Genomic DNA, 13,450 nt, shown 5'->3' with positions numbered 1-13,450 from the left:
TGTCGTTAAGCAAGTCGTAAGGAACTGACCGCAGGATGCCAGACAAAAGAACGGACTTGAAATGTTCTCCTTTTGATCCCATAAATTGTGGAACAAGAGGCGAACGAAGCAGCGATTGCCGCGCCCCGGCACGTGTGGAATAAGGACCAGACACTCATGGCAACGGCAGACCTTCTCAGCATGGATTCCAAGCGCGACGCGAACAAGCAGAAGGCGCTCGACTCGGCGCTGGCGCAGATCGAACGGCAGTTCGGCAAAGGCTCGATCATGAAGCTGGGGGGCGAAAACGCCTTCCGGGACATCGAGGCGACGTCGACCGGCTCCCTCGGCCTCGACATTGCGCTCGGGATCGGCGGGCTGCCCATGGGCCGGATCATCGAAATTTACGGCCCCGAATCGTCGGGCAAGACGACGCTGACGCTGCACTGCGTGGCCGAGCAGCAGAAAAAGGGCGGCGTCTGCGCCTTCGTCGACGCCGAACATGCGCTCGACCCGCAATACGCCAAGAAGCTGGGCGTGGACCTCGACGAACTGCTGATTTCGCAGCCCGATACCGGCGAACAGGCGCTCGAGATCACCGATACGCTGGTGCGTTCGGGGGCGGTGAACATGGTCGTCGTCGACTCGGTCGCGGCGCTCACGCCGAAGTCCGAGCTTGAAGGCGACATGGGCGATTCGAGCGTCGGCGTGCAGGCGCGGCTCATGAGCCAGGCCATGCGCAAGCTGACGGGTTCGATCAGCCGCTCGAACTGCATGGTGATCTTTATCAACCAGATCCGGATGAAGATCGGCGTCATGTTCGGCTCGCCCGAAACCACGACCGGCGGCAACGCGCTCAAGTTCTATTCCTCGGTCCGCCTCGACATCCGTCGCATCGGCTCGATCAAGGATCGCGACGAGGTCGTGGGCAACTCCACGCGCGTGAAGGTCGTGAAGAACAAGGTCGCACCGCCGTTCAAGCAGGTCGAGTTCGACATCATGTACGGCGAGGGCATCTCGAAGACAGGCGAACTTCTGGACCTCGGCGTGAAGGCCGGCGTGGTCGAGAAGTCGGGCGCCTGGTACTCCTACGGCGACGAGCGCATCGGCCAGGGCCGCGAGAACGCCAAGGGATTCCTGCGGGAAAACACCGCGGTGGCATTGGACATCGAGGACAAGATCCGCGCCGCACACGGGCTCGATTTCCACATGTCCGAAGAGGGCGGCGAGGACGTGGTCGAAGGCTGACAGCCTGCGGCAGCGCCGGCAGAAACCGGAAACTCTTGAAAGAAAAGGGGCGCCAATCTGGGCGCCCCTTTTTCGTTTAGCGCCTTCGGAAAATGCGACAACGGCTCCAACCGGGCTCGGGAGGGGCTGCGTCGTAGCCACTCCCGCGCATCGGCGTTGCGCCCGGTCCGGACCTTTCGGCGTTGACCAGCCTTCCCCGGCCCAGGACATGAGCCGTGCAGCCCGGCGGCTTACCGCGCGGTCAGAGGGCCGGAAAGTGAGCCGCGCTCGCGACATCGCCGCCTCGGCGAGGCCGAGATGCTCGAATGAATCATAAAGGGATCGGCGGCTATGCCGCCGCAAGTACAGGAGAGATGCCGGCGTCGTCATGACAACGCCGGATCCCGTCCCTACCCCCCGAACTCGAGCCCCAGCGCCAGCCCCCCGAGGACGTAGCAGAACGCGGTGATCAGAACGATGCCGATGACGTTCAGCACAGCGCCGCCCCGGGCCATCTCTCCGATGCTCACCGCGCCGGTGCCGAAGACGATGGCGTTGGGCGGCGTGCCGACCGGCAGCATGAAGGCGCACGTGGCAGCAAAAGCGGCCGGGATCAGCAGGGTCATCGCGTCCACGTCGATGCCGAGGGCGACGCCGCCGAGGATCGGGATGAACGTCGCCGCCGTCGCGGTGTTGGACGTGATCTCGGTCAGGAACAGCACGATCGCCGCGACCGCCGCGACCAATGCCAGCATGGGCAGCGCGCCAAGGCCCTCGACCTGGTCGCCGAACCAGACGTCGAGGCCGGTGGACGCCACCGCTCCGGCAAGGCTCAGGCCGCCCCCGAAAAGCAGCAGAACCCCCCAGGGAAGGCCCTTCTCGGCGTCCGACCACTCAAGCGCCATGCGCGACGACCCCTCGGCTGGTGCGAGGAACAGCGCGATGCCCGCCGCGATGGCGATGGCGGTGTCGTCGAGCGAATCCAGCCACTCGATCCCCGTGATCCCCGCGAGCAGGCCCGGCACGATCCACAGGAACGCCGCGCCACCGAAGACCGCGAGCACCACCTTCTCGCCCTGAGACAGCGGTCCGAGCTTGTCCAGTTCGCCCGAGATCATCTCGGCCCCGCCGGGGATCTCGTCGAGCGTGAAGCGGTAGAGCACGTTGGTCATCAGCGCCCAGCCGATCAGGATGAAGGTCAGCGCCAGCGGGAAGCCCACCATCATCCAGGACAGGAAACCGATGTCACGGTCGAGTTCGTCCGCGGCATAACCGGCCACGATCGCGTTCGGCGGAGACCCGAGCAGCGTCCCGAGGCCGCCCATCGACGCCGACCACGCGATGGCGAGCACCAGACAGACGCCGAAAGCGCGGATCTGGGGGTCGGCCACAACGTCGGCCACCCGGGCCCCATCACGCAATTCGTCCTCGACCTCGCGACCCTGATCGGACGCGCTGCGTTCGACCACCAGCGCCAGAACGGACATGCCGATCGGCAGCATCATCAGCGTCGTCGCAGTGTTCGACACCCACATCGACAGAAAGCCGGTGGACAGCATCAGGCCCAGAACGATCCGCTTTGGCGCGACGCCGACCTTCGACAGCGTCATCAGCGCGATGCGCTTGTGCAGGTTCCACTTCTCCATGGCGATCGCGATGAGGAAGCCACCGAGGAACAGGAACACGATCGAGCTGGCATAAGGCGCCGTGGCGTCGCCCACCGGCACGCCGGCGAGCGCCGGCAGCAGGACGATGGGCAGAAGCGAGGTGGCCGAAAGCGGCAGCGCCTCGGTCATCCACCAGACGGCCATGAGCGTGGCGATGGCTGCGACGCGACGGGCCTCTTCCGAGAGCTCCGCCGCCCCACCGAGCAACAGGTAGACCAGCAGCGCAAGCACCACGCCGAGGCCGCGCAGGCCCCACGTCCAGGCCCCGGATCGGCCGCCGTTCTCGGTGGTGTCGGGCGATTGCCCCGTGTCCCGATCGCTCATGTCTCGCTCTCCCGCCGGAAAATCATGACGAAACAACGCAGGTTTGGGGCGACCGGATCCCCCTCCCCCTCGATTTTCCGCGACCCCCGGCTTATGGACAGCGCCCGGTCGCGGGGCTACACCTCGCCCGATCTCTTTTTTCCAGCCCGGACGGACCCCATGCCGAGTCTCAACGACATCCGCTCCACCTTCCTCGGCTACTTCGAGAAGAACGGCCACCGCGTGGTGCCGTCCTCTCCGCTCGTGCCGCGCAACGACCCGACGCTGATGTTCGCGAATTCGGGGATGGTGCAGTTCAAGAACCTCTTCACCGGCGTCGAGACGCGGGATTACACCCGCGCGACCACGGCGCAGAAATGCGTACGTGCCGGAGGCAAGCACAACGACCTCGACAACGTGGGCTATACCCGCCGCCACCACACGTTCTTCGAGATGCTGGGCAACTTCTCGTTCGGCGACTACTTCAAGGAGCAGGCCATCCCCTTCGCGTGGGAGCTGGTCACCAAGGAGCTCGACATCGATCCGTCGCGGCTTCTGGTCACGGTGTTCCACACCGACGACGAGGCGGCCGACCTGTGGAAGAAGGTCGCGGGGCTTCCGGACGACCGGATCCTGCGCATCCCCACCGACGACAACTTCTGGCAGATGGGTCCGACCGGGCCCTGCGGCCCGTGCTCGGAGATCTTCTTCGACCACGGCGAACAGTACTGGGGCGGCCCCCCGGGAAGTCCCGAGGAGGACGGCGACCGGTTCGTGGAAATCTGGAACCTCGTCTTCATGCAGAACGAGCAGTTCGAGGACGGCACCCGGCGCGAGCTGGACGCCCAGTCCATCGACACCGGCATGGGCATCGAACGGGTCGCGGCGCTGCTCCAGGGCACCAACGACAACTACGCGACCGACCTCATGCGGGCGCTGATCGAGGCGTCGGCGGACGTGACCTCGACCGATCCCGACGGCCCGGGCACGACACATCACCGGGTGATCGCGGACCACCTGCGCTCGACCTCCTTCCTGATCGCGGACGGCGTGATGCCGTCGAACGACGGCCGCGGCTACGTGCTGCGCCGGATCATGCGCCGCGCCATGCGCCACGCGCACCTGCTGGGCGCGAAGGACCCGGTCATGCACCGGCTCGTGCCCGCTCTGGTGCAGAAAATGGGCGCCGCCTACCCCGAGCTCGGCCGCGCGCAAGCATTGATCGAAGAGACGCTGAAGCTGGAGGAAACCCGCTTCAAGGCGACGCTCGACCGGGGTCTCAAGCTGCTGGACGAAGAGCTGTCGGGCCTGCCGGCGGAAGCGCCCCTGCCCGGTGAATCCGCGTTCAAGCTCTACGACACCTACGGCTTCCCTCTCGACCTCACGCAGGATGCCCTGCGCGAGCGCGAGCGCACGGTCGACACCGAGGGCTTCGATGCGGCCATGGCCGAGCAGAAGGCCAAGGCCCGTGCGGCGTGGTCCGGCTCGGGCGAGGCCGCCGATGCCCGCGTATGGTACGACATCGCAGACGAGCACGGTGCGACCGATTTCCTCGGCTACGACACCGAAACGGCCGAGGGCGTGGTTCAGGCGGTGGTCCGCGATGGCGCCGTGACCGACACCGCCTCGAAGGGCGAGACCGTGCAACTGGTGCTGAACCAGACACCGTTCTACGCCGAGGCCGGCGGCCAAGTCGGCGACAGCGGCGAGATCGTCACCGAAGGCGGCCGTGCGAAAGTCACCGACACCAAGAAGGTGGCCGGGGTCTTCATCCACTTCGCCGAGGTGACCGAGGGCGAGATCGCCTCCGGAGCCGCCGCGAAGCTCGAGGTCGATCACGCCCGCCGGACGGCGATCCGCGCGAACCACTCGGCGACGCACCTTCTGCACGAGGCACTGCGCCACGCGCTTGGCGATCACGTCGCGCAGCGCGGGTCGTTGAACGCCCCGGACCGCCTGCGCTTCGACTTCAGCCACGCCAAGGCGCTGACGACCGAGGAGCTGGCCGGCATCGAGGCCGAGGTGAACGCCTATATCCGGCAGAACAGCCCGGTGACCACGCGCATCATGACCCCGGACGACGCCCGCGCCATGGGCGCGCAGGCGCTCTTCGGCGAGAAGTACGGCGACGAGGTCCGCGTCGTGTCGATGGGCTCGCAGGACGGCTCGGGCAAGGGCGCGGACGGCGCGACCTACTCGCTCGAACTCTGCGGCGGCACGCACGTGGCGCAGACCGGCGACATCGGCGTGTTCGTGACCACGGCAGACAGCGCGTCCTCGGCGGGCGTGCGCCGGATCGAGGCGCTGACCGGCGAGGCGGCGTTCGCCTACCTTGCCGAGCAGGACCGCGCCGTGGGCGATCTCGCGCTCGATCTGAAAGTGTCGCGCGCCGACCTGCGCGACCGGGTGCGGGCCCTGTCCGACGAACGTCGCGCGCTCCAGAACGAGGTGGCACAGCTGCGCCGCGAGCTGGCGATGGCCGGTGGCGGCGGCGGTGCCGCGGCGGCCGAGGCCCGCGACGTGGGCGGCGTGCCGTTCCTCGCACAGGTGGTGGCCGGCGTGACCGGCAAGGACCTTCCCCCGCTCATCGACGAGCACAAGGCTCGGCTCGGCTCGGGCGCGGTTCTGCTGATCGCGGACGCGGGCGGCAAGGCGGCGGTGGCCGCAGGCGTCACCGAGGATCTGACCGGCAAGGTTTCGGCGGTGGACCTCGTGAAGGCGGCCGTGGCCGAGCTGGGCGGCAAGGGCGGCGGAGGCCGTCCCGACATGGCGCAGGGCGGCGGCCCGTCCGCCGAGAACGCCGAGAACGCAATCAAGGCGGCCGAAGCCGTCATCGGAGGATAAACGATGCCTGCACTCTGGATCGCCCACGTCACCGTCACCGACGAGGACGCCTACAAGAAGTATGCCGAGCTGGCCGGTCCGGCCATCGCCGCGCATGGTGGCCACTTCGTCGCCCGCGGCGGCCGGTTCGTGCAACTCGAGGGCAAGGAACGTCCGCGCAACGTCGTCGCCAAGTTCGACAGCGTCGAGGCGGCGGAAGCCTGCTACCACTCAGCCGCCTACCAGGAGGCGCTGAGCCACGCCCGCGGCGCATCCGAGCGCGAACTGCTGATCGTCGAAACCTCCGAGTGATCGACCGACCGCTCCGGCGCGAGACAGTGCCGGGGTGGTCTCTTTGCCCCGGCGATGCCGGTCTGGCCCTGATGCGGCGCGCGCTCCGGTCATCAGACAAACGATTCCGAACCCCGGTCCGTTCTCCGAGCCGAGCCTAATCCACCCCGAACAGTCGCGCGCTCAGCTCAGCCGCTCACGCGTGAACGCCCGCGCCGATCCCCGCTCGGACGCGGAACGGCCGGATGAGCCTGCGCTCAATCCTCGATATCGGTCTGGATCCACGTCTCGTTCAGGTGGATGTCCTGCGCCTCATAGGGTGCCTCGATCACCTCGAAGCGGTGCGGCACGTGCGCGGGCCCGCGGATCACGTCGCCCGGACCGCCCTCGATCACCTCGTCGCCCACGGTGAAGCGCGCCCGACCCCTCCGGATCACGAAAAGCTCGTCGTAGGGGTGCCAGTGCAGCTTGGGCCCCTTCCCCACCTCGTCCGCGGTCACGAAAAGGACCGTGACCCCGCATCCGAGGTCACGGCCCGTGACGTGGCCCCGAAGGCCGGGGCTGTGCTTGAGGTCGCTCACGACGCCTTCGACATGCGCTTGCGCTCGTGCGGGTCGAGATAGCGCTTGCGCAGGCGGATGGCGTTGGGCGTCACCTCCACGAGCTCGTCGTCGTTGATATAGGCGATCGCCTCCTCGAGGCTGAGCGTCGTCGGCGTGGTCAGGCGCACCGCTTCGTCGGTGCCGCTTGCGCGCACGTTGGTCAGCTTCTTGCCCTTCAGCGGGTTCACCTCGAGATCGTTCTCGCGGCTATGCTCGCCGATGATCATGCCGCCATAGACCTTTTCTTGCGCGCCGATGAACATCTTGCCGCGTTCTTCGAGGTTCCACAGCGCGAAGGCCACGGATTCACCCGACTCCATCGAGATGAGAACGCCGGCGCGGCGACCCTCGATCTTGCCGGCATAGGGCGCCCAGCCGTGGAACACGCGGTTCATCACGCCCGTGCCACGGGTGTCGGTCAGGAATTCGCCCTGGTAGCCGATGAGACCGCGCGCAGGCACGTGCGCGACGATGCGGGTCTTGCCGGTGCCGGCGGGCTTCATCTCGACCAGTTCGCCCTTGCGAACGCCGGTCAGCTTCTCGATCACCGCGCCGGAATAGTCATCGTCCACGTCGATGGTGACTTCCTCGATCGGCTCCTCGCGGCCATTCTCGCCGTCGCGCATGATGACCTGCGGACGCGCGATGGACAGCTCGAAGCCCTCGCGGCGCATGTTCTCGATCAGCACGCCCATCTGAAGTTCGCCCCGGCCCGAGACCTCGAAGGCCTCGCCGCCCGGCGTCTCGGCGACCTTGATCGCGATGTTCGACTCGGCCTCTTTCATCAGGCGGTCGCGGATCACGCGGGACTGCACCTTCTTGCCGTCACGGCCGGCGAGCGGGCTGTCGTTGATGCCGAAGGTCACGGTGATCGTCGGCGGGTCGATGGGAAGCGCCTCGAGAGGCTCGTCCACCGCAAGCGCGCACAGCGTGTCGGACACGGTCGCCTTCTGCATCCCCGCGATGGTCACGATGTCGCCCGCGCGGGCTTCCTCGATGTCCTGGTAGGCGAGGCCCCGGAAGGCCTGGATGCGGCTGACGCGGAACTGCTCGATCTTCTGGCCCACGCGGCTCAGCGCCTGCAGGGTCGCGCCGACCTTGAGCTTGCCGCTCTCGACGCGGCCGGTGAGGATGCGGCCGAGGAAGTTGTCGGACGACAGCGTGGTCGCCAGCATCCGGAAATCATCGTCTTCCTTCTTCACCTGGCGCGGCGCAGGCACGTGATCGACGATCAGGCCGAACAGCGCCGAGAGGTCCTTGCGCGGGCCGTCGAGTTCGTGGTCGGCCCAGCCGGACCGGCCCGAGGCATACATGTGCGGGAAGTCGAGCTGGTCGTCGTCTGCGCCCAGCGCCGCGAAGAGGTCGAAGCACTCGTCGAGGGCGCGGTCGGGCTCCGCGTCGGGCTTGTCGACCTTGTTCAGCACCACGATCGGGCGCAGGCCCAGCGCGAGCGCCTTGGAGGTCACGAACTTGGTCTGCGGCATCGGGCCTTCGGCGGCGTCCACCAGCAGCACCACGCCGTCCACCATCGACAGGATGCGCTCCACCTCGCCGCCGAAGTCGGCGTGGCCGGGGGTGTCGACGATGTTGATGCGGGTGTTCTTCCACTCGACCGAGGTCGCCTTGGCGAGGATGGTGATCCCCCGCTCGCGCTCGAGGTCGTTGCTGTCCATCGCCCGCTCGGCGACGGCCTGGTTCTCGCGGAAGGCGCCGGATTGCTTGAGAAGCTCGTCCACGAGCGTGGTCTTGCCGTGGTCGACGTGGGCGATGATCGCGACGTTGCGCAGGTCCATGTAAGGCGTCCTTAGAAGGTGTCGGGCGCGGACTACCGGCAAGGCATCGAAAAGGCCAGCCCGGATCGCGCCAGCGACCGGGGAGGTGTCCGGAGTGGGCGACCGCCTGCCGCACCGCCCTGCCTGCCGACAGGTTCCGCGCGCGTCGGCGGATCGTATTGAGGCGCCCCTACCACCGGGAGGATCACCGGCGCAAGCGCCGCGACGCGGGCGGGAGGCAGCCATGCGGCATGGCCAACCGAAGTTTTCGCCCGCCTCCGCGGCGCGGGCAACTTCCCGATCAGGTATGACAAAACTGATACAATTGAGTGCTAGCCCGCCCCCACCAAAGACCAAACTCGGGGATCAAAATGGCTTTCACCCTTCAGCTGCTGCACGCGAACGACCTTGAAGGCGGGGTCGACGCGCTTGAGAACGCGCCGAATTTCGCGGCAATCGTCGATGCGCTCGACGACACCTACGAGAACACCGCCATCATCTCGTCGGGTGACAACTACATCCCCGGACCGTTCTTCTCGACCGCGGCCGACTTTTCGATCGGCGGCGCGCTGGCTGACGCCTACACCCGGTATTACACCGAGGTCGCGGGCATCGACCTCGGCGATGTGACGCTCGATCTCGGCCGCGGACAGGGCCGCGTCGACATCTCCATCATGAACTTCGTGGGCTTCGACGCGTCCGCCATCGGCAACCACGAATTCGACCCCGGCACCTCGACCTTCGCCGAGATCATCGGCGCCGAGGGCGGTGACGGCGTGGTCGAGTGGACAGGCTCGTGGTTCCCCTACCTGTCGGCCAACCTCGACGTCTCGGGTGATGCGAACCTCGGGCCCCTCTTCACCGACGACGTTCTCACCTCGGACGCCTACGACGAAAGCCTCGAGACCCTGGCCGCGGGTGATGCGGGCCCCTCGATCGCGCCCTCGACCATCATTGAGCGCGGCGGCGAGCAGATCGGCGTGGTCGGCGCGACCACCCAGCTGATCGAGACGATCTCCTCCACCGGCGGCGTCGAGGAAACCACCACCGGCAGCAACGACCTGCCCGCGCTCGCGGCCGTTCTCCAGCCGCAGATCGACGCTCTGATCGATGCCGGCGTGAACAAGATCATCCTGACCTCGCACCTCCAGCAGTTCGCCCTCGACCAGGAACTGGCGGGGCTGCTGTCTGGTGTCGACATCATCATCGCCGGCGGCTCCAATACCCTGCAGGCGGACGCGCAGGACACGCTCCGCGCCGGTGACGAGGCCGCCGAGACCTATCCGTTTGAAACCGTGAACGCCGACGGCGAGCCGCTGGTCATTGTCGGCACCGACGGCGAGTATTCCTATGTCGGCCGCCTCGCGGTCGAGTTCGACGATGCCGGGGTCATCAATCTCGACAGCATCGACGAGGACGTCTCGGGCGTGTTCGCCACCGACGAGTCCGGCACCCTCGCCGCCACCGGCGCCGCGAGCATCGAGGCGGCGCTGGCCAACTCTACCACCGCCGACATCGTGGAGGATCTGACCTCGGCCATCGGCGACATCGTCGAGGCACAGGACGCCATCGTCTACGGCAATCACGACGTCTTCCTCGACGGCCGCCGCGAAAGCGTCCGCACCGAAGAGACCAATCTGGGCAATCTCACCGCCGACGCCAACCTCGCCGCCGCCCGCGCGGTCGAGCCGGGCGTGGACGTGTCGTTCAAGAACGGCGGCGGCATCCGTGCGGCGATCGGTTCGGCCGACGACACCGGCACCGACGCGGGCGACGGCCTGCTGAGCCAGCTCGACATCGTCAACTCGCTGCGCTTCGACAACGGCCTGACGCTGCTGACGGTCACCCCCGAGGGCCTGATCCAGCTGCTGGAGCACGCCGTCGCCGCGACCGACACCGCGGCCGGCAACACGCCGGGCCAGTTCGCCCAGATCGGCGGGCTGCGGTTCTCGTTCGACGAGACCGCCACCGCGCAGGTCTTGGCGCGCGATGGCGAGGGCGACTACATCCCCGCCGGGAACGGCACCGTCGAGACCGAGACCGCGGGCGCGCGCGTCCAGACCGTCGCGCTGATCGACCCGGACACCGGCGAGGACATCGTCATCTACCGTGACGGCGCGTTGACCGAGGCCGCCCCGGAGGACATCCGGATGGTGTCGCTCGACTTCCTCGTCAACAACAACGGCGATTCCTACCCATTCCGGGAGCTGGCGACCGATATCAGCTACCTCACCGAGGACGGTGGCACCACGACAGACGCCGACGCCGAGACCATCCTGGGCGAACAGACGGCCTTCGCCGACTACATGGCGGCCAACTTCCCGGACGAGGACAGCGCCTTCGCCCAGGGCGAGACCAGCCCGGCCAACGATGCGCGCATCGTGCAGCTCGCGCTTAACGGCGGGCAGGATTTCATCCTCTCGGACGAGAGCGACGCTTCGATCCGCATTCGCTTCGAGGGGCTGCTTGAAAGCGGCGAGACCGAGCTCTTTACCGGCGGCTCCGAGGTCGTGTCGGCCGGGGACGGCCTTGCCTTCGTGACGAACGCGGCGCAGGACCAGATCGACGTGTTCGACATCGCCTCGACCGAGAAGGTGAACACCTTCGACCTGACCGAGATCGAAGGCTACGCGGGCGTTCAGTCCGTCGCCGTCAAGAACGGCGTGGTCGCCGCGGCGGTCAACGTCGAGGACGCGGACGGCAACGCGGTGAACGGTGTCGTCGCAGTCTACACCACCGACGGCACGCTCATCGACACCGTCGAGGTCGGCAACCTGCCCGACATGGTGACCTTCACCGCCGACGGCGGGCGCATCCTCGTCGCCAACGAGGGCGAGCCCACCGACGCCGGCAATCCGCAGGGCAGCGTGTCCGTCATCGAGGTGCCCGCGGACCTCGCAGCCGGCACCGAACTGACCGCAACCACCCTCGACTTCACCGCCTTCGACGGCATGGAGGACGAGCTGCTGGCGCGGGGCGTCCTTCTGGAGCCCGGCGTGCCGGTGTCCCAGGACCTCGAGCCCGAATACATCACCGTGCTGCCGGACGGCGAAACGGCATGGGTGTCGCTGCAGGAGGCCAACGCCTACGCGGTGATCGACCTGGCCACGCTGGAGGTCACCGACATCCGCTCGTTCGGCCTTGTCGATCGCAGCGAGGTGCCGCTCGATGCGTCGAACGACGACAACGCGATCAACATCCGCACCTACGGCAACCTCTTCGGCATGCGTCAGCCCGACGCCATCGCCAGCTTCGAGGTCGACGGCGCGACCTATGTCGTGTCGGCGAACGAGGGCGACGCGCGCGACGACACCGAGACTTCGGTCGAGGACGTCACGCTCGATCCCGAGGCCTTTCCGAATGCCGAGCTGCTGCAGCAGGAGCGGCTTCTGGGCAACCTCGACATTCGCTCGGACCTTGGCGACACGGACGGCGACGGCGACTACGACCAACTCTACCACTACGGGTCGCGGTCGTTCACCGTCTACGACGAGGCCGGTGAGATCGTCTTCGACAGCGGTGCCCAGTTCTCGCGCCTGATCGCCGAAATCCGCCCCGACCTGTTCAACCAGGACGAAGGCGAGTTCGATCAGCGCTCGGACAACAAGGGGGTCGAACCCGAGGCGATCGAGGTCGGCATGGTCGACGGCCGGATGCTGGTGTTCGTGGGCCTCGAGCGCGACAGCGGCATCTTCGTCTACGACCTGTCGACGCCGTCGGAGCCGAGCTTCGTCACCTACATCGACAGCGAGGCGCGCGGGAACATCAGCCCCGAGGTGATCGACTTCGTGTCCGCCGAGGACAGCGCCGACGGGACCGCCAAGATCCTCGTCTCCTACGAGGGCGACGGCAACACCGCCGTCTACTCGGTCTCGGGCATCAACCCGGGCGTGCAGCTGAGCGCGGGCGACGGCGGTGAGCTGCTCGTCGGCACCGCCCTCGACGACGACCTGACCGGCGGCGCGGGTGCGGATTCGCTCTTCGGCCAGACCGGTGCGGACGTGATCGAAGGCGGCGACGGCGACGATCTGATCGGCGGCGGCGCGGGCCGTGATGTCATCGACGGCGGGGCCGGCGACGACATGATCGGCGGCGGGGTCGGCAACGACATGATCGACGGCGGCGCCGGCGACGATACGATCGGCGCGGGCGGCCGCAACGACACGGTCGACGGCGGCTTCGGCGACGACGTGATCGCCGGCGGCACGGGCACCGACCTGATCGACGGCGGCCAGGGAGCGGACACCATCGGTGGCGGCTTCCAGGACGACACCGTGACCGGCGGCGCGGGCGCCGACAGCCTCGGCGGCGGCAACGGCATGGACGTCCTGTCGGGCGGCCTGGGCTCGGACAGCATCGGCGGCGGTCTCGGCAACGACACCGTGGACGGCGGCTCCGGCGACGACTTCCTCGCGGGCGGCGGCCGCAACGACGTGCTGATCGGCGGAACCGGCGACGACACGCTGAACGGAGGGGTCGGCGACGACACCATGACCGGCGGCGAGGGCGCGGACATGTTCGTCTTCCGCACGCCGGACGAAGGCGATGCGGATGTAATCACCGACTTCGAGATCGGCGTGGACACGTTGCTGACCATCGGCTTCGACGCCGGGGACGTTACCGTCACGCAGGCCGACGCCGATACCCTCGTGGAGTTCGGTGGAGCGTCGGTCACCCTCCTCGGGGTCGACGCGACCGAACTGACGGAAAGCGACATTCTCTTCGTCTGATCCGCGAAATAGCGCAGGATCGCGGCGGAGCCCCCTCGGGGGCTCCGTTTTCGTTC

At 67.5% G+C, this 13,450-nt stretch carries 7 protein-coding genes; 4 read left to right on the top strand and 3 right to left on the bottom strand.

Features of this window, described 5'->3' with window-relative positions; translation table 11 throughout:
- Positions 1-156: 156 nt before the first annotated feature.
- On the top strand, positions 157-1,227 hold the full coding sequence (recA, locus tag BMX29_RS17260; protein ID WP_043843463.1) for a recombinase RecA: 1,071 nt from the start codon (positions 157-159) through the stop codon (positions 1,225-1,227).
- A 389-nt stretch (positions 1,228-1,616) separates the two neighbouring features.
- Here the strand turns inward: recA and BMX29_RS17255 are convergent, their stop codons facing one another.
- Positions 1,617-3,197 (bottom strand): SLC13 family permease, encoded by a 1,581-nt coding sequence (locus tag BMX29_RS17255; protein WP_043843461.1) that lies wholly within the window; start codon positions 3,195-3,197, stop codon positions 1,617-1,619.
- A gap of 159 nt (positions 3,198-3,356) precedes the next feature.
- Between BMX29_RS17255 and alaS the strand changes: the two genes are divergently transcribed.
- Positions 3,357-6,020 carry an alanine--tRNA ligase gene (gene alaS / locus BMX29_RS17250; protein ID WP_092815310.1) on the top strand — a complete coding sequence of 888 codons (2,664 nt, stop codon included), beginning with the start codon at positions 3,357-3,359 and terminating at the stop codon, positions 6,018-6,020.
- A gap of 3 nt (positions 6,021-6,023) precedes the next feature.
- Positions 6,024-6,311 carry a DUF1330 domain-containing protein gene (locus BMX29_RS17245; protein WP_092815307.1) on the top strand — a complete coding sequence of 96 codons (288 nt, stop codon included), beginning with the start codon at positions 6,024-6,026 and terminating at the stop codon, positions 6,309-6,311.
- Positions 6,312-6,547: 236 nt separating this feature from the next.
- Here the strand turns inward: BMX29_RS17245 and BMX29_RS17240 are convergent, their stop codons facing one another.
- Positions 6,548-6,871 (bottom strand): cupin domain-containing protein, encoded by a 324-nt coding sequence (locus tag BMX29_RS17240; protein ID WP_043843456.1) that lies wholly within the window; start codon positions 6,869-6,871, stop codon positions 6,548-6,550.
- A complete protein-coding gene (gene typA / locus BMX29_RS17235) occupies positions 6,868-8,685 on the bottom strand; it encodes a translational GTPase TypA (RefSeq protein WP_043843455.1) in 1,818 nt (605 codons plus the stop codon). Before typA ends, BMX29_RS17240 begins: the two co-directional genes overlap by 4 nt.
- 350 nt (positions 8,686-9,035) lie before the next feature.
- On the opposite strand from typA, the gene BMX29_RS17230 reads away from it, so the two are divergent.
- Positions 9,036-13,394: a choice-of-anchor I family protein gene (locus BMX29_RS17230; RefSeq protein ID WP_092815304.1), complete on the top strand. Its 4,359-nt coding sequence runs from the start codon at positions 9,036-9,038 to the stop codon at positions 13,392-13,394.
- The last annotated feature ends 56 nt before the right edge of the window (positions 13,395-13,450 follow it).

This window comes from Roseivivax marinus (assembly GCF_900109705.1).
Taxonomy (GTDB): Bacteria; Pseudomonadota; Alphaproteobacteria; order Rhodobacterales; family Rhodobacteraceae; genus Roseivivax; species Roseivivax marinus.
Note: the sequence above shows the minus strand (reverse complement) of the source record. Positions and strands in the feature narration are given on the sequence as shown.